Here is a 17,702-nt window from a genome sequence, read left to right on the forward strand (position 1 = left end):
CCCGAACCGAGGACAGGGAAGGGGGTGTTGAGGCCAAAGTAACAATCTGAACCTGAGGGTTTTCCAAGTTGCGAGGAACACTCGATAGTCTATAGATGCACACACATAGACTGGTTTCGCTTGGAGCAAAAATGGGCGTAAAAGGTGTGAGAGCCGGGGTATCAATAAGGGTAGCAATTTCCTGCTTTATTCTTCTGATAGCTTTACCCGCTACTTCGAAAGAAGGCTTCGATCCTCTGGACTATTTTGTAAAACCAGATGAAGCCGATATGCCAGATTTGGCAAACCGTTGGTGGCAGTGGTTTTATAGTATCCCGAAGATACAGAACCCGAGACTTGATTCCACCGGAATACATTGTGCTGCTATGCAATCAGGAGGCGTCTGGTTTCTTGCCGATGCCGAATCCGGCGAACTCATTGAACGGAAGTGTCAGGTACCTTTTGGGAGAAGCCTTTTCTTTACAGTCATTAACAACATCGGTTGGACGCCTCCCGGTGTTGAACAGAGTTGTGACGAGGCTAAGGCGTGGGTAGATTTTGAGCCAGTTTCGAGTGACGTTATCGAAGTTAAACTAAACGGGACGCCATTTCCAAATCCTGCATTGCATCTTGTTGGATCGTCAGATTGCTTTGATATTCTTGCCCGAATTCCCAGTGAGTACAATCCGCCGAGTTATTATCCATCCGCAACTGATGGCTATTGCTTCATGCTTAAACCTCTTCCGGTCGGCATCTACGATTTGTCGATTTTGGCTGTTTCAAAATGGGACGGCGGTCAAAATACTCTTCAAAACGTGCGCTATTTGATCGAGGTTGTACCAGAATAGGTTTTAACGGCGACAGGAAAACCTGAAAGTCAGCTTTGTCCCGCTTAGCGGGCATTCAGGAGCCCCTTGGGCGTGACATTGCCAGGCATGGCAGGTTATTTCAGCAAGGCAGATGTCGCCACCCTCTGTCGAGGGCGTCTCAGCCCTCCATCGCCTCCAGCTCGTCAATGAAGCCTGAGATCATCGACAGGCCTTTGTCCCAGAACTTGGGATCGCTGGCGTCCAGGCCGAACGGGGCCAGCAATTCCTTGTGGTGCATTGAACCACCAGCGCGCAGCATGTCGAAATACTTGTCCTCGAACCCATCCGCGCCGCTTTCGTAAACGGAATAAAGCGCATTCACGAGGCCGTCGCCGAAGGCATAGGCATAGACGTAAAAGGGCGAGTGAACGAAGTGCGGAATGTAAGCCCAGAAGGTCTCGTACCCGTCCATGAATTCAAATGCGGGGCCAAGGCTTTCGGCCTGTACACTCATCCAAAGGGCGTTGATGTCATCCGGGGTCAGCTCGCCCTCACGTCGGGCAGCGTGCAGCTTGCATTCAAAGTCGTAGAAGGCGATTTGTCGGACCACCGTGTTGATCATATCTTCGACTTTGCCAGCCAGCAGAACCTTGCGCTGTTCCGGGGTTTCGGCCTGTTCCAGCATCTTGCGGAAGGTCAGCATCTCACCAAAGACCGAGGCGGTTTCCGCCAGCGTCAGCGGGGTGGATGACAGCATCTCGCCCTGGCCTGCGGCCAGCACCTGATGGACGCCGTGACCCAGTTCATGAGCAAGCGTCATCACATCGCGCGGCTTGCCCAGATAGTTGAGCATCACATAGGGGTGGACATCCGTAACTGTCGGATGGGCGAAGGCCCCCGGCGCTTTGCCCGGTTTCACCGCCGCGTCGATCCATCCTTTTGAGAAGAAAGGCGCCGCGATTTCGCCCATGCGGGGATCAAAGGCATCATACGCGTTCATCACCGTCTTTTGGGCCTCTTCCCAATTCACGATACGCGTGTCTTCCATGGGCAGGGGCGCGTTGCGGTCCCAGACCTGCATGACGTCCAGTCCAAGCCACTTGCGCTTCAGCTCATAATAGCGATGGCTGAGTTTGGGGTAGGCGGCCACGACCGCCTCACGCAGGGCCTCGACCACTTCTGGCTCGACATCGTTCGACAGGTGACGCCCGGTCTGAGCGGTCGGCATCTTGCGCCAGCGATCAACGATTTCTTTCTCTTTGGCCTGCGTGTTGTGAACGCGGGCGAAGGTTTTGATGTTGTCCTGAAAAACCGATGCCAGTTCACGCGCCGCGGCCTCACGTTTCGCGCGGTCCTGTTCCGTCAGCAGATTCAGGGTGCCTTCGATGTTCAGTTCTTCACCGTCGACATGAAATGCCAGTCCGGCAATCGTTTCGTCGAACAGACGTTCCCACGCGTCGCCGATAACCCCCAGATCATGAAGGAATTTTTCCAGCTCGTCAGACAGTTGGTAGGGCTTCATTGCACGGATGCGACGGAACACAGGTTCGTAGCGGGCGAGATCCGTGTTGGCCGCAAAATGAGCTTTCAGAACATCGTCTTCGATCCGGTTGATCTCGAGCGTGAAGAACACAAGCGGAGTGGTGAAGATCGTGATCTTTTCCTGCATATCCGACAGGAATTTGGCGCGCTCTGCGTCTGTGGTCAGTTGGTAGTAGCGCAGACCTGCAAAGGACATGACACGCCCGGCGATGGCGTTGATCTTTTCGTTGCGATGCACACAGGTCAGCAGGTCTGCGGCCTCCAGATCGGCCAGCTTGCCTTCGTAATCGGCAGCAAATGCGGCACATTCGCCTTCCAGCCAATCCAGATCGCGCGCTAATTCGGGTGCGCCTTCCGAGGTATAGAGATCGCTCAGATCCCATTCCGGAAGATTGCCCAGATTGCCGGAACCACCGATTGCGTTCGCGTCACGGACAGGGAAGGGAAGGTCGCGCATGGATCACCTTTAGTAGACTGCTTTTGCAAACATCTAGGGCTGGCGCGCCCGGATCACAAGCGGCCAATCCCAAAGGTGAAAGGGTTTACGAGGAAACCAGCTCGGATGCACCATTGGCCTGATTGGCCAGAAAATGCGCCGCAATCTTGTCCAGCACCGGCCCCCGAACCTCGGGTGCTTCCATTAGTACCTCGTGTTCACCATCCGGAATTTCGATCAGCGTTCCGTTGGGCCAATTGGCCATGCGCGCACGAATTGCCTTGCGGTCAACGATTTGCTCATGGCTGCCCAGAAATGTCAGGCAGGGTGTCTGAGGGGCGGTCTGCTCCATTAACCAAGCACATTCATCCAGCGACTCGCGCAGCCACAGATTTGAAGGGGCACCAAGCGCGAGTTCTGGGTGTGCATTCAACTGATCCTGCATCATCCGGTACATGTCCGGGTCGCGGGTCAGCATGTTTCCCTCGAAAGGTTGCGACAGGACATAGCTTTTGAGTGTTGTGGTGGGGGGCGTTCGTTCGCCCAGGCCAAGCGCTGTGCCCCAATAGGCCGTAACGCGGCTTAGGGGTTTCATGACCGGAGTGAAGAAAATTCCCCACATTGGGCCCGTGAAAGCGCAAGCGGCAAAACATCCTTTCTCGATGACGGCACGCAACCCGATTGCACCGCCCATCGAATGCCCGACCACGTACCATGGTTTTGGCAGATCCAGCGCGCTTGCAAGTTTCAGAGTGACCTGAACGTCCTGCTGGTAATCGGTGAACTGATCGACATGTCCGACCCGAGCATCGTCCAGCAATCGATCTGCAAGACCCTGACCGCGCCAGTCGACGGCCAGCATGGCGAACCCACGCTCTACGAATTCGCTGGCAGTAGTGCCGTATTTCTCAATGTATTCCGTGCGTCCAGGAAACATCATGACAGTGCCATGTACCTTTCCGTCCGGAAGCCAGTGAGCAACGCGAATGCGTTTTTGATCCGACGTTATCAACCAGTGGGCCTTTCCACCGGCGGGGCCGCCGGCCACGTCTTCAAACAAAGGGGCCGGCGAGAACTCCATCAGGCCAGTACCGATGCAAGTTTCATGGCAACACCCATGTCGCCATCAATGCTCAGCTTGCCGGACATGAACGCACCTGTCGGGTTCAATTCACCGCTGAGGATTTGTTCGAACGTGTCGGCATCAGCGCTTAGGGTGACATCAGCGTCATCGTCGCTGACCCGCGCGCCGTTGGAATCCAGGACAATGGCACCCAGATCGGCGATATCAAACTTGGCCGAGGCATCAAACGCGCCGCCTTCCAGTTTTTCATTCAGCGCGGCAGCTGCCTTTTCAAGTATCTCGCTCATGTTTTTCCTCATATTGTTAGTGCGCCGTGAATGGACATCCCCGGTCGCAACGCTACACTGATTATTGTTATGAGCATTGCAATCCACAATCTCAAAGGTATCGTCGCGGCACTTTTTGTCCTAGTCACGATTTCCTCCACTTGCCTCGCGCAACAGGCGGATTCGCGGAACGAGGGCGAATTGCTGCAAAAACTTGCCCAATCGACACCCGATCAGGCCATCGCTTTGGATCGGCAGTTGCAAGCCCTGTGGGCGCAGTCCGGTTCAGCATCGGCTGATCTGCTGCTAGAGCGTGGCCGTGAAGCGCTGGATGACGGCGACATAGGTGCGGCATTGGATCACCTGACCGCCCTGACGGATCATGCGCCCGAATTCGCTGAAGGCTGGCATCTGCGCGCTTCGGCCTTTTTCGGAATCGAACGGTTTGGCATGGCCGCTGCCGATCTGGAACATGCCCTGACCCTGAACCCCAACAATTACGAGGCAATCTATGGTCTGGGCCTGATCTTTGAGATTATCGGACAACCTGACAAAGCCTACGACGCCTATTCACGGGCATTGGCTATACATCCCCACCACGAAGAAGTAACCAACGCGGTGAATCGACTGAAGCTGCAGATCAACGGCGCAGCGCTGTAAGGTCCGGGCAGGGGGCAAAGGTGAGCGGGTCATCCCGAATAGTGGCCGTTCTGGGCCCTACGAATACAGGTAAAACCCATTACGCAATCGAACGGATGCTGGGATACCGCACAGGTATCATCGGTCTGCCGCTGCGTCTGCTTGCGCGCGAGGTCTACGATAAGATCGTCGCCATCCGCGGGCCGTCGATTGTTGCGCTTGTCACCGGTGAAGAGCGGATCGTGCCCCCCCGGACCCAGTATTGGGTCTGCACTGTCGAGGCGATGCCCGAAGGTGTGGGCGCGGATTTCGTGGCGATTGATGAAATCCAGCTGTGTGCCGACCCCGAGCGCGGCCATGTCTTTACAGATCGCCTGCTTCGGTCGCGCGGAACAAACGAGACACTTTTTCTTGGCTCTGACACCATGCGTGGCCCGATTGCCGCGCTGGTGCCCGAGGCGCAGTTTGTCCGGCGCGAACGGATGTCGCAGCTGGTCTATTCCGGTTCGAAGAAACTCAGCCGGATGCCGCCCCGCAGCGCTATTGTCGGATTTTCGGTCGAAAATGTGTATGCCATCGCGGAGCTTCTGCGCCGCCTGAAAGGTGGCGCGGCGGTTGTCATGGGTGCCCTCAGCCCGCGGACGCGGAATGCTCAGGTGGAGCTTTATCAAAATGGTGAGGTTGATTACCTGGTCGCCACAGATGCTATCGGCATGGGCCTGAACCTGGATGTTAACCACGTTGCCTTTTCATCCCTGACCAAATTCGACGGGCGGCGGATGCGTCCGCTGGCCCCGAATGAGCTTGCCCAGATCGCCGGCCGGGCCGGGCGCGGGATGTCGGACGGCACCTTTGGCGTGACCGGAGAGGCACCGCCGCTGGACGAAGGTGTCGCGCAGGCGGTCATGGACAGCCGGTTCACGCCGATGAAAAAGTTGAACTGGCGGAATGCCGCTCTCCGGTTTGGTTCGATTGAAGCACTGATCAACTCGCTTGAAGTCAGTCCAAATGACGAACACCTGATCAAAGCCCGCCCTGCTGATGACCTGAATGTGTTGAAATCGCTGTCACAACAGGCCGAGATTGTCGCCCGCGCAAGTGACGGTCCATCCATTCGATTGCTGTGGGATGTGTGCAGAATCCCTGATTTTCGCGGCATCAGCCATGCAGAGCACGCAAGCCTGTTGGAAGTGATCTATGGCCACCTGCACGAACGCGGCAGTATTCCCGATGATTTCATGGCCCGGCAGATACGGCGGATTGACCAAACCCATGGGGATATCGATGCGTTATCCAAAAGGTTGGCATATATTCGCACCTGGACATATGTTGCGCAACGAAACGGTTGGGTGCGTGACGAATCACATTGGCGTGACGAAACGCGCACTGTAGAAGACAGACTGTCTGACGCACTTCATGAGCGTCTGACTCAAAGATTTGTGGACCGGCGTACATCGGTTTTGTTGCGGCGGCTCAAACAGAAGGAGGCCCTTTTGGCCGAAGTAAATGACAAGGGTGAAGTGACCGTCGAAGGCGAATTCGTCGGTCGTCTGGAAGGGTTCCGGTTTAGTCCGGACAAAAGCGCGCAAGGAACCGAGGCGAAAGCGCTCAAATCGGCATCCCTGCAAGCACTCGCGCCGCAATTCCATCTGCGTGCCGATCGCTTCTACAATGCGCCCGATACCGAAATTGATTTCACCGATCAGGGCGGCCTGATGTGGGGCGAATATGCCGTTGGCAAACTGGTTGCCGGGGCCGAACCTCTCAAGCCCGTGGTCGAGGTTTTTGTGGACGAGGCCGCAGGTCCGGATGTCGAACAGAAGGTGCGGCGCCGGTTGCAGCATTTCATCGACCGCAAGATCGCTGCACTGTTCGAGCCGCTGCTGAATCTGTCGCGCGACGAGGAGCTCAACGGGCTGGCGAAAGGGTTTGCCTTCCGCATGGTCGAGGCGCTGGGCGTACTGCCGCGCGCCGGCGTCGCGCAAGAGGTCAAGGATCTGGATCAGGACGCGCGTGGCGCCTTGCGCAAGCATGGCATCCGCTTTGGCCAGTTCACCATCTTCATGCCGCTCTTGCTGAAGCCCGCACCGACGCGTCTGCGTCTGGTGCTGTGGGCGCTGTATGGCGGTTTGCAGGAATTCCCCGAAGCACCGCCTCCGGGGTTGGTGACTGTGCCGGTCGCCAAGGATGCACCGCAGGGTTACGACACCATGTGCGGCTACCGCGATGCGGGCGACCGATCGATCCGTATCGACATGCTGGAACGTCTGGCCGATATGCTTCGTGCGGAAGACAGCCGTGGCGGGTTCGAAGCCAAGCCGGATATGCTGTCGATCACTGGTATGACGCTTGAACAGTTTGCTGACCTGATGCAAGGGCTGGGTTACAAAGCCGAACGCGGCGAGCGTGGCAAGGTCAAACCGGAACCGGTTGAGCAGCCTGTGACAGAGGCGGCTGAACAAGCCGTTATCGACGAGACGCCAGCACCTGACGCGGCATCAGAAGAGGTCGCCGCGCCCGCAGAGGAGGCAGCTGAGGCCACCGAAAGCACCGAGACGGCAGCCGAGGCTGTCGCAGAAGGTCAGGTCGCGGAACCTGCGTCGGATGAACCCGAGGTCGAAGTGTTTTACACCTTCACCTGGGGTCGTCAGCGTCAGCCGAACCGTGGTCCGCGCCGCGAGTCGGGGCAGGGCAAGGGGAAACCACGGGGCAAACCGCAGGAGGGCCGTGGCAAACCGCACGGCAAGAAGGGCGGAAAGCCGCAAGGGGCCAAGACCTTCTCGTCACGGCCACCGAAAAAAGAAAAGGCCATTGATCCCGACAACCCGTTCGCCGCAGCGCTTATGGGTCTGAAGGACGGTAATTGACGCAAGATGGCCGAGGCCAAACTGCGGATCGATAAATGGTTGTGGCAGGCGCGGTTCTTCAAGACCCGCAGCCTTGCCGCCAAACAGGTCAGTGGCGGCCATGTCCGGCTGAATGGAAACCGGGTGCTGAAACCGGCGCAGGCCGTGGCCCCCGGTGACGTTCTGACCTTCTCGCAGGGTCGCATCGTCCGCGTCATACGTGTGGAAAAACTGGGGGAACGCCGAGGTCCGGCACCCGAGGCGCAAACTCTGTACTTTGATATGACCGAAAAGCAGGAAGCGCCTCTTGTAAATCCAGGTTTCGAGGGAAAAGGTCGGCCAACCAAGAAAGATCGACGCGCTATTGATCTTTCTCGCCCGGAAGATCACTGATCCTGTCTTGAAGAGCGGGCCAGACTGAATTAGCTAGTCGCTCAAACCGCAAACAGGAATCCGACCATGACCTATGTAGTCACCGAAAACTGTATCGCCTGCAAATACACCGACTGTGTCGAAGTGTGTCCGGTGGACTGTTTCTACGAAGGTGAAAACACGCTGGTCATTCATCCTGACGAATGCATTGACTGCGGAGTGTGCGAGCCCGAGTGCCCCGCCGATGCAATCCGCCCCGATACCGAGCCGGGTATGGAGGAGTGGGTCGAGTTCAATCGCAAGTATTCCGAACAATGGCCGGTGATCGTCACCAAAAAAGACCCGCTGCCCGACGCAGAGGAGCGTGACGGTGAAGAGGGTAAGATGGAGAAGTATTTCTCGGAAGCGCCCGGAGAAGGCGGCTGAGTGATTCGTTCCACACGGCCTGTTTTTACATAAAGATCACGGCACAACCTGTTGAACGCAGGTTGAATATGAAAAATTCCCGTAAGGTAAACTTTCGGGCGTCGTAATTTTGTGATATACTAAATCCACATGATGACCGAGATTGGGATGCGCTCCGTAAGTATGCTCACTTTGGAGTATTGAATTTGTGACAATATCGCCGCCTGACGGGGCTGAGACAGTCCCCGCATGTGGTGTTTTTGTTGTCCGTGTCCCGTCCGCAAGCAAGGAAAAAACTGAATGACAAAGTCGAAAAAGCTCGAGTTCCGCCCGAACGACTATGTTGTCTACCCCGCCCATGGCGTGGGCCAGATTATCTCGATCGAGGAACAGGATGTCGCGGGATTCTCGCTTGAGCTGTTCGTCATCTCATTTGAGAAAGACAAGATGACGTTGCGCGTGCCGACCAACAAGGCGACCGAATCCGGTCTGCGGTCGCTCAGCTCGCCCGATGTGATCAGCCAGGCGATGAAAACGCTGAAGGGCAAAGCCAAGGTTAAACGCGCCATGTGGTCCCGTCGCGCGCAGGAATATGAACAGAAGATCAACTCGGGCGATCTGATCTCGATCGCCGAAGTTGTCCGTGACCTGCACCGCACCGATGATCAACGCGAGCAGAGCTATTCCGAGCGTCAGCTGTACGAAGCCGCTTTGGAACGTCTGACCCGTGAGGTCGCGGCTGTTTCAGGCGCTGGCGAGGTGTCTGCCGCCAAGCAGGTGGACGAAGTTCTGACCTCACGCGCTGCCTGATCGAAGGTACTTTGACAAAACGGGCCGCTCCGAATTTGGGGCGGCCTTTTTCGTGGCTTGGTGATTTGTTCAAGTGGCGCTAATTTCACTGTGTATGCAGCGGATTACCGGACAGACATGAAGCAGACTGTGAAATACCTGTATATCGGACACGACCCTGTTTCGGTTTGGTTTAGGTATGCGCTGATCCTGTTCGATGTTGCGACAATCATTTTCTTTGTCGCGACGGCCCACATCCCGCATGGGCCAGGTTTGACCGTTGCAAGCCAACTGGTCGGCGTGCTGATTTTTCTGGATTTCTCTGCGCGGCTCTGGATTTCAAAAGACCGCTGGAAGCTGTTGCGCCAGATTTACACGGTGGCGGATATCGTAGTCGTCCTCTCTCTGGTGCTTGATCCGTTTTTGACAGGCAACCTGGCTTTCCTGCGGATATTACGCGCCCTGCGTCTGATCCATTCATATCACCTGCTCTGGGATTTGCGGCGCGACAGCCGTTTTTTCCGCACGCACGAGGACGCTGTTATCGCAGCGATCAACCTGCTGGTCTTTGTCTTTGCCACCTCGACGGCCGTTTTGGTGTTTTTTATACCAGAAGACGCGCAAACGCCCTACGTAGATGCGCTGTATTTTACCATGGCGACGCTCACGACGACCGGGTTTGGCGACATCACTTTGGTCACACCGGGTGGCAAGCTGTTTTCTGTCTTCATTATGGTCGTTGGCGTGGCACTGTTCGTCCGGCTGGCGCAAGCAATTTTCGCGCCACAGAAGGTCCGTCACAAATGCCCCAGCTGCGGGCTGTACCGGCACGACCCAGACGCCGTGCATTGCAAACATTGCGGCGATACGTTGCGAATTGAAACAGGGGGGTCGCCTTAGGTCTGGGCGCTGAGTGTAAGCAGAAACGTGATTTCCGCCAATTGCTGCGACGCTCCCAGAATATCTCCGGTTTGACCGCCGATCTTGGTTTTTGCGACGAGCCCCAAAACGGCAACGACCAAAGTCGCGAAGACTATCGCGTTAAGCGCCAGACTTCCGCACAAGCTGAAAGCGACCAGAATCGCGATGCCCACAGCGATACAGGCTGTTCCTGCGCCGGGGGTACCAACCGAATGGCTCAGGCCCGACGTTCTGGCGTTTGGAAGAAGTACCATCAGTGCTGGCATCAATGCGCGGGAAAATACACAAGCCGCAACCACCATCCAGATCGGACCAGTGACAAGTATGGTAGAAATCGCGGATACTCGTAAAAGCTGCGACATCACCAAAGCGAGCACGCCGTAAGTTCCAATCTGGCTGTCCTTCATGATCTCCAGCCGCCGTTCAGCGGTGAAACCGCCCCAAAGCCCGTCGAACGTATCGGCCAGACCATCTTCGTGCATTGCCCCGGTCATCAGGATCAGCGCTGAAACCAGTAATGAAGCCGCCACAAACGGGGGCAGTTGAAGCCCCATCGCCAGCCAACCGGTCAGGCATGCCAACCCGCCAACGACCAGCCCAACCAGTGGAAACGCCCATACCGATTGTGCCTGCCGGGCAAAAACGGCTTTGGGCAAACGGGGCAGGGGCAGGCGGGTCAACAGCACCAGGGCCAGCGGAACATCCCACAGGGAAAACGGTTTGGTGTCGTTTTTATGCACGCCCGTGCCTTTCGGGGTCTTGTTGGTTTCGATCCTTCGGTTAAACACGCAGGACCACTCTGATGCAATGAGGCTTTCATGCTGCCTGAACTGAATGATTTGAACACGTTCCGTGCTGTCCTGGCGGGAGCTCCGGGCCCAGATGCCGCAGCGGTGCAGGGCGCGGCCGAGCGAAATGGACAATTGACCAAACCCCCCGGCGCGCTTGGTCGGCTTGAGGATCTTGCAGTCTGGTATGCAGGATGGCGGGGGGACGCCCGTCCACAGATCAGTGCGCCTCAGGTTATCGTGTTTGCCGGAAATCACGGTGTTACCGCGCAGGGTGTTTCGGCCTTTCCACCGGAAGTGACCGTGCAGATGGTGATGAATTTCGAACATGGCGGGGCGGCGATAAATCAGTTGGCCAGGGCCGCAGGCGCGAAGATGGATGTACACGCGCTGGATCTGGACAAGCCGACCGCGGATTTCACCCAAGCCCCAGCCATGACAGAGGATGAATTGCTAGCCGCGTTGCGCACTGGCTGGCAGGCCGTTGATCCGCAATCTGATCTTTTGGTGGTCGGCGAAATGGGTATTGGCAACACCACCCCGGCTGCGGCTATTGCCTGTGCTCTGTTTGGTGGCGACGCGTCCGATTGGACAGGTCGCGGAACTGGTGTGGATGACGCAGGTCTGGTCAACAAAACCCGTGTCGTGGCCGAGGGTGTCGCCAAACACGCGTCAGATGATGGTCTGGACATCCTGCGCTGTCTGGGTGGACGCGAGATAGTCGCAATGGCGGGTGCAATTGCTGCTGCGCGGGTGTTGCGCATCCCGGTGATCCTGGACGGGTTCATTTGTTCGGCCGCCGCCGCCTGTTTGTGGAAGCTGTCCGATGGCGCGCTGGATCATGCTGTGGCAGGTCACCAAAGCGCCGAAGCGGCCCATGGCGCCGTGCTGGCGAAATTGGGTAAAGAGCCGTTGCTGAGCCTTGGCCTGCGGTTGGGCGAAGGGTCCGGCGGGGCATTGGCGATCAACATTCTGAAAAGTGCCGTTGCCTGTCATTCCGGCATGGCAACCTTTGCCGAAGCTGGGGTATCTGACAGCTAAACCCGTACCTGGCCCGGGCAAAGGCTTGGGTCAGGCCGATTTTTTCGCGTGCTCTTCGGCCAGTTCCAGCAGCGCGGTTTCCAGATCCTTTTCCAGCGCCTGCGAACGCTCAATGTATTTTTTGTTTTCGGCGGTTGGCAGTCCGGGAACCCAAAGCTCGGCCAGATCACGCAATGACTTCCGGTCGTGGTGGTAAAACGTCTGCTCGGCCTGGGCTGCTTCGTACTCACTCAGCCCGATATTCTCCAGAACATAGCGACCTGCACGCAGCGAGCTGTCGAACATTTCCCGCACGATGTCATTGGCACCCGCCTGATACAACTCGTACACATGGGTCCGGTCGCGGGCGCGGGCGATGATGTGCAGGTCAGGGCGCTGCCGTCTGGCATAGCTGACCAGTCGCGTGACTTGCTTGTGATCATCCATAACGGCGACAAGAACGGATGCTTTGTCCAATCCCGCCGCGCGCAACAGTTCCGGCCGAGTGGGATCACCCAGAAAGCCTTTGACACCAAATCGGCGCATCAGCTGAATGGTTTCAATATTGTGGTCCAAAACGACTGTCTTGAAACCGCTGGCCCGTACCAGCCGGTTGACGATCTGACCAAAGCGACCAATGCCGGCGATGATGACCGGGCCCTTTTCGTCGATCACGTCCGGTTCGGGGGTGGTCGCTGAATCGCCAATCTTCTTTGACAAGGCGTCGTAGACAATGAAAAGAAGAGGTGTGATCAACATCGTCAGAGCAACGATCATCAGCAGCTTTTGCGACAGGTTGGGCGGAATAACATTCTGTTTCGTCGAAAATGCCAGCAGGACAAATCCGAACTCACCAGCCTGCGCTAACCCAAGGGTGAACAACCAGTGATCACGCCCCCGCAGTTTGAAAGCCTTGCCCACTAGATAAAGGATGATCCCCTTGGCAAGTATCACAAGCAGCGCCAGTCCAATCAGGTCCAGCGGGTCGTTGAAGAAATAACCAAAGTCTATTCCGGCCCCGACCGTGATGAAAAACAGCCCCAGAAACAACCCTTTGAACGGTTCAAGGTCACTTTCCATTTCATGTCTAAATTCAGAACTGGCCAAAACAACACCTGCCAGGAACGCGCCCAAGGCAGGTGACAGGCCGACCAGTGTCATCAGAAACGAAATCCCCACGACGATCATCAGTGCTAGTGCGGTGTACATCTCGCGCAGACGGGTTGCGTGGATGAAGCGAAACAACGGTCTTGTCAGGTAGACACCGGCCAGAATGACAAACACCACCGCGCCGATTGTGACCAGGGTAACGGCCCAGCCCGGCAACCCCTCGACCAGTGACAGGCTGTGATCGCCCGCGCCATGTGAACCGCCGGCCCCCCTGTCTATCGATCCATCGGCTTGGAAGCGTGGCATGGCGGGTAGGGCCAGCAGTGGCAACAAAGCCAGAATTGGGATCACCGCAATGTCCTGCGTCAACAGAACCGAAAATGTCGCGCGGCCGCCATTTGTCTGCATCAGGCCTTTTTCTGACAGGGTTTGAAGAACGATCGCGGTCGATGAAAGCGAAAGGGTCAACCCTACCGCCAGGGCAACCGACCAGGGATGGTTGGCGTACATGGCCACGGCAGCAATCGCGATTGTTGACAGCAACACCTGCAATCCGCCCAGACCCAATAGCTTGTCGCGCATGTCCCATAGGGCGCGTGGCTCCAGTTCCAGGCCAATGAGAAACAGCATCATCACCACGCCAAATTCGGCCACATGCTGAAGATTTTCGGTTTCCGCTCCGACAAGTCCCAGTACGGGTCCGATAATGATCCCGGCGGCAAGATAGCCCAGCACGGACCCCAACCCCAGTCTGGCAGACAGGGGAACGGCAATGACAGCCGCTGCCAGATAGATCGAAGCCTGATATAGAAAGTCGTCCATGTGTGTCCTCGGAACCTTTTCAGGTGGGAAGGGGGGCGTCGCGTTTAAGTTGATCCATTACGATCTGGCTCTGTACTCGTGCAACGGCAGGATGCGGCAGGATCACGTGATGTAGCAAGCTGTTGAGGGCGGACAGGTCGTCACAGTAGATGTGCAGCAGATAGTCGGCCTCGCCCGTCATCGTCCATGCGCTGGTAATCTCGGGGCGGGTGTCGACCATGCGGGCAAAGCTTGCGGATTGCTCGGGGCCATGGGTGCCCAGATGCACCTGAACAAACCCCTGCACCTGCAGGCCCAGTTTCAGCGGGTCCAGCCGGGCAGCGTATCCGGTGATGTACCCTTCGACTTCAAGCCGCTGTCGGCGGCGTCCCGCTTGACTGGACGACAAGTTCAGCATTTCACCCAGTTGATGCGCCGTCAGATGTGCATCTTTTTGCAGCGCGGAAAGCAGTCGCTTGTCGGTTGCATCCAGCATGTGCGGAAAAATCCTGATTTTATTAATTTATATGCGCGTTTTGCGCGTCATCTTGCAGTTTATACGAAAACAATGCGCAGAAACAGCGCCAGAAAAGTCGTATTTTTGAATCAGCAAAGAAATTCCTGTTTTCGTAGGAGACGCGCCATGGGTCCTTTCCCGCACAATGCCCCGAAATCCGTGATCAGCGAAGAAAACCCTGCCGGTACAGATGGGTTTGAATTCGTCGAATTCGCCCATCCAGAACCGCAGGAGCTGCGTGATCTGTTCGCAAAGATGGGGTTTGATCTGGTGGCCCGCCACAAGGAAAAACCTGCTGTCGAGCTTTGGCAACAAGGGGATGTCACATACATCCTGAATGCTGACCCGGACAGTTTCGCGGCTAAGTTCGTGGCCGAACATGGGCCCTGCGCGCCATCGATGGGCTGGCGGGTGGTGGACGCGCAAAAAGCGTATGAGCATGCCCTGTCAAAAGGTGCGGAACCTTACGACCACGATGACAGAACAATGAATGTGCCTGCGATCAAGGGTATTGGCGGGTCGCTGATTTATTTCATTGATCAGTACTACGACACATCACCCTATAATCAGGAATTCAATTGGATCAAGGAATCAAAACCTCGGGGCGAGGGGTTCTTCTATCTCGATCACCTGACGCACAACGTCTACAAGGGCAACATGGACAAGTGGTTCAAGTTTTATGGCGACCTGTTCAACTTCCGTGAAATCCGTTTCTTTGACATTCAGGGGAAGTTTACCGGCCTTTACAGCCGAGCGCTGACGTCTCCCTGCGGCCGTATCCGTATTCCGATCAACGAGGACCGCGGCGAGACCGGGCAGATCGTGTCTTACCTGAAGAAATACAAAGGCGAAGGCATTCAGCATATCGCTGTTGGCAGCGACGACATCTACGCTTCAACCGATGCTATTGCTGAAAACGGGCTGAAGTTCATGCCGGGTCCAAACGAAGCTTATTACGAGAAGTCCAGGACCCGCGTGGTCGGCCATGAAGAGCCGCTAGACCGGATGATGAAACACGGCATCCTGATCGACGGCGAAGGCGTCGTTGACGGAGGCGAGACGCGCATTCTGTTGCAGATATTCTCGAAAACGGTGATTGGCCCGATCTTCTTCGAGTTCATTCAACGCAAGGGTGATGATGGTTTCGGTGAAGGGAACTTCCAGGCGCTGTTTGAATCCATCGAGCGTGAACAGATCGAAAGCGGCGAGATTTCGGCAGCTTGATCAAAGTAAACCAACATGTCGGAGGCGGTTCTGCCGCCTCCGACGCGCCTGTTTACAGTTAATGGGTCAAGGCCTTGAGTGCCGAAATCAGCCACGCGGCATCGCCAGCGTCACGTTTTGACCCTTCTTCTGATAACGCAGCTCGCTGTCGCTGATGGCAATGACCTTGCCGCCGTCAATACTGTCCCCAACTTTCAGTTTCTTGTAACGTCCACTGGGAAGCCGGACCAAGGCGCGCCGGTTGGCGGGTGTGCCGTAAACACCGATCAGATTCAGGCGACGCAAATTGATCGCGTTATCGAGCGTGGCCTGCCGGGCAACAGACGCAGTTGTGGGAATCTTGGGGGCGACAGATTTCGCCTGAAACGATCCGGATTCGTCAGAGCTCTGGTCCAGCGCGGCCGTTGATCCAAGATTGGAGTTACCAGAAGCGGGTGCCTTTGCAGTGTCCAGACCCGCCGGGCGCACCCTGGGGCGCGGGACACGGACAACGGCCAACGCGGTTGGCGTCTCGTCGATTTCTGTGCGCGCTTGCAGACTGTCCGGGCGTGCTTTTGGGCGCTTGGCCGAAAGCTCTGCCAGCGACCGCCCCCCCAACTGCCCGCGTTCGAAACTCTCGACCAGATCTGAAGGGCGAGGTTTGGGTCGTAGACCGGCCAGCCTTTCGTCGACCTCGTCAAGTACGGGTTCATCTTCGAAACGCACTGGCGTTGCTGGCGGAACCTTTGACGGTCGGCCTTGATAAACGACAATCCCATCCGGGTTCAGCGTTCCTTCCGGTGTAGGTGCCACAAGCCCGCGATCATCCAGATTGAACCGCGCTCCTGCTATGCCATGTTGCACGTCCCGAACGAAGGGTTCGTCGGTATCGAAACTGGAAGCTGGGGGCAGGGCAACCGCATCGCTGGACAGGTCGGATTTGTCGATCGATGTCAGATACAAATCGTCCGGTTCCGGGGCTTCTGGCACGTCCAAAGCGGCCGGAGGCGTTACATTCACACCGGAGGCAGCGCTGATATCCTCATCTGCCTCGGGGTCCTGAGCGATGGGGTCTACCGGGGTAGGGGCCACCTTGAGCGCCTCAAGGATTGCCGCGTCGGTAGGGGTGAGCTCTGGTTGTTCTACGGCTTCGGCCTCGGCTTCGGCAGGTTCTGGCGTGGGGGGCACATCCCTGTCCAGTGGAGCCTCAGGCGGCAAGTTTTCAGGGGGGGTGATTGCCGCAACTTCGGGCACTATCAGTGGCAGGGCGTCGATATCCGGCTCGGAAACACCTATCTCGGTAGAAGTTGGACTCAGTGCGGTCTGATCTGTTTCTCCACCGCTGTCCAAGGCCAGCCAAACGCCGAAAGCGCCGCCAAGAAGAACCGCCGCGGCAAATGCCGGGATCGCAATGCGCGGTGCCTGCGCTTTCGTATTCGCAAACTTATTGTCAGGTGTTTCGGGGGTCAGAAACACGTTTGGTGCGGCTGTTCCTGCAATGGGATGCGCTGGTTTCCCGGCGGATTTTGCCGGTTCGGGCTGGTCTGTGTTTTTTGCCGACAGCGGTGGCTCTGCTGGTCGGGTTTCCGATGCGCCCGAACGCTCTGCGAACAATGCTTCTCGGGGGAATGCGTCTGCGTCTTCTTCGGCGCAAAATAAAACCGGCACGAAACCATGGTCCGAGGCAAAGGCCCGAGCCTCGCTCAGCGTTTCTTGCGCAACAGCCGCAACATAGGTGGTGCCGCCTTCGGTTTGATAGTCGTAGCTAAGTTCGGACAAAACGTAAGGCGTTGCGTCAGCAAGTGCGCTCTCAATGCGTTCCACTGTGTCTTGGGGGGGTAAGCCATCGGTTGCAACCTGAAGGTATCGAACCTGTTCGGAAGGCAAAACAAGCTTGCAGCTCAGGTCGTTTTCCAACGCAAAAGCGTTTTCCCGCAAAACCTGCATCTGACCAGACAGGTCCGGCGAATCCAAGGGAATCGAGCCGATAACGAACCATTCGTCATCCGAGTGATGATGCAATGATATTCCGGTCGCAGAAAAAGACAGCGCAAAGGCAGGTTTCATAATCCGCAGGAACCATAATTATCAACGTCAATGCAAACACCTTGGCGTTCGCAGACCGACATTAAAGCAGGAACTTGCCGAGGGAAAGAAAAAGGCAAACTCTCCTCT

The 17,702-nt window shown here is 56.7% G+C and carries 16 protein-coding genes; 9 read left to right on the top strand and 7 right to left on the bottom strand.

Annotated elements, in window-relative coordinates:
- The first annotated feature begins 131 nt into the window (after window positions 1-131).
- Entirely contained in the window at window positions 132-827 is a 696-nt protein-coding gene (locus ACR0NZ_RS02260) for a hypothetical protein (RefSeq protein WP_480516660.1), read from the top strand.
- Window positions 828-966: 139 nt separating this feature from the next.
- Here ACR0NZ_RS02260 and ACR0NZ_RS02265 read toward each other — a convergent pair whose 3' ends face one another.
- From ACR0NZ_RS02265 to ACR0NZ_RS02275, 3 genes are all read right to left on the bottom strand, one after another.
- Entirely contained in the window at window positions 967-2,787 is a 1,821-nt protein-coding gene (locus tag ACR0NZ_RS02265) for a M3 family oligoendopeptidase (protein ID WP_480516662.1), read from the bottom strand.
- A gap of 85 nt (window positions 2,788-2,872) precedes the next feature.
- Window positions 2,873-3,847, bottom strand: a complete 975-nt coding sequence (locus ACR0NZ_RS02270) for an alpha/beta hydrolase (RefSeq protein WP_480516664.1) — start codon at window positions 3,845-3,847, stop codon at window positions 2,873-2,875.
- Window positions 3,847-4,137: an SCP2 sterol-binding domain-containing protein gene (locus ACR0NZ_RS02275; RefSeq protein WP_480516666.1), complete on the bottom strand. Its 291-nt coding sequence runs from the start codon at window positions 4,135-4,137 to the stop codon at window positions 3,847-3,849. Before ACR0NZ_RS02275 ends, ACR0NZ_RS02270 begins: the two co-directional genes overlap by 1 nt.
- Window positions 4,138-4,206: 69 nt before the next feature.
- Between ACR0NZ_RS02275 and ACR0NZ_RS02280 the strand changes: the two genes are divergently transcribed.
- The 6 genes from ACR0NZ_RS02280 to ACR0NZ_RS02305 all read left to right on the top strand — a co-directional run bounded on the left by ACR0NZ_RS02280 (window position 4,207) and on the right by ACR0NZ_RS02305 (window position 10,067).
- Entirely contained in the window at window positions 4,207-4,776 is a 570-nt protein-coding gene (locus ACR0NZ_RS02280; protein ID WP_480516668.1) for a tetratricopeptide repeat protein, read from the top strand.
- Window positions 4,777-4,796: 20 nt separating this feature from the next.
- The gene (locus tag ACR0NZ_RS02285; protein WP_480516670.1) at window positions 4,797-7,622 is read left to right on the top strand and encodes a helicase-related protein; all 2,826 of its coding nucleotides are present in this window, start codon (window positions 4,797-4,799) and stop codon (window positions 7,620-7,622) included.
- A gap of 6 nt (window positions 7,623-7,628) precedes the next feature.
- Entirely contained in the window at window positions 7,629-7,994 is a 366-nt protein-coding gene (locus ACR0NZ_RS02290) for an RNA-binding S4 domain-containing protein (protein WP_209504209.1), read from the top strand.
- A gap of 66 nt (window positions 7,995-8,060) precedes the next feature.
- The gene (fdxA, locus tag ACR0NZ_RS02295; protein ID WP_170616129.1) at window positions 8,061-8,399 is read left to right on the top strand and encodes a ferredoxin FdxA; all 339 of its coding nucleotides are present in this window, start codon (window positions 8,061-8,063) and stop codon (window positions 8,397-8,399) included.
- Between the two features lie 279 nt (window positions 8,400-8,678).
- Window positions 8,679-9,188, top strand: a complete 510-nt coding sequence (locus ACR0NZ_RS02300) for a CarD family transcriptional regulator (RefSeq protein WP_117869282.1) — start codon at window positions 8,679-8,681, stop codon at window positions 9,186-9,188.
- Between the two features lie 117 nt (window positions 9,189-9,305).
- Window positions 9,306-10,067 carry a potassium channel family protein gene (locus tag ACR0NZ_RS02305; protein WP_480476612.1) on the top strand — a complete coding sequence of 254 codons (762 nt, stop codon included), beginning with the start codon at window positions 9,306-9,308 and terminating at the stop codon, window positions 10,065-10,067.
- Here the strand turns inward: ACR0NZ_RS02305 and cobS are convergent.
- Window positions 10,064-10,876: an adenosylcobinamide-GDP ribazoletransferase gene (cobS, locus tag ACR0NZ_RS02310; RefSeq protein WP_480516672.1), complete on the bottom strand. Its 813-nt coding sequence runs from the start codon at window positions 10,874-10,876 to the stop codon at window positions 10,064-10,066. The genes ACR0NZ_RS02305 and cobS overlap by 4 nt on opposite strands.
- Before the next feature lie 30 nt (window positions 10,877-10,906).
- On the opposite strand from cobS, the gene cobT reads away from it, so the two are divergent.
- Window positions 10,907-11,917: a nicotinate-nucleotide--dimethylbenzimidazole phosphoribosyltransferase gene (cobT, locus tag ACR0NZ_RS02315; RefSeq protein ID WP_480516674.1), complete on the top strand. Its 1,011-nt coding sequence runs from the start codon at window positions 10,907-10,909 to the stop codon at window positions 11,915-11,917.
- A gap of 30 nt (window positions 11,918-11,947) precedes the next feature.
- Here cobT and ACR0NZ_RS02320 read toward each other — a convergent pair whose 3' ends face one another.
- Both ACR0NZ_RS02320 and ACR0NZ_RS02325 read right to left on the bottom strand, forming a co-directional pair.
- Window positions 11,948-13,828, bottom strand: a complete 1,881-nt coding sequence (locus tag ACR0NZ_RS02320; RefSeq protein ID WP_480493394.1) for a monovalent cation:proton antiporter-2 (CPA2) family protein — start codon at window positions 13,826-13,828, stop codon at window positions 11,948-11,950.
- Window positions 13,829-13,847: 19 nt separating this feature from the next.
- A complete protein-coding gene (locus ACR0NZ_RS02325) occupies window positions 13,848-14,303 on the bottom strand; it encodes an Lrp/AsnC family transcriptional regulator (protein WP_480476618.1) in 456 nt (151 codons plus the stop codon).
- Between the two features lie 147 nt (window positions 14,304-14,450).
- On the opposite strand from ACR0NZ_RS02325, the gene hppD reads away from it, so the two are divergent.
- Window positions 14,451-15,548, top strand: coding sequence for a 4-hydroxyphenylpyruvate dioxygenase (gene hppD, locus ACR0NZ_RS02330; protein WP_480476620.1), 1,098 nt, complete (start codon window positions 14,451-14,453; stop codon window positions 15,546-15,548).
- Between the two features lie 87 nt (window positions 15,549-15,635).
- On the opposite strand, the gene ACR0NZ_RS02335 is transcribed toward hppD, so the two are convergent.
- Window positions 15,636-17,594 carry a hypothetical protein gene (locus ACR0NZ_RS02335; RefSeq protein WP_480516676.1) on the bottom strand — a complete coding sequence of 653 codons (1,959 nt, stop codon included), beginning with the start codon at window positions 17,592-17,594 and terminating at the stop codon, window positions 15,636-15,638.
- Window positions 17,595-17,702: the final 108 nt, after the last annotated feature.

The organism is Ruegeria sp. AE3 (assembly GCF_056542225.1).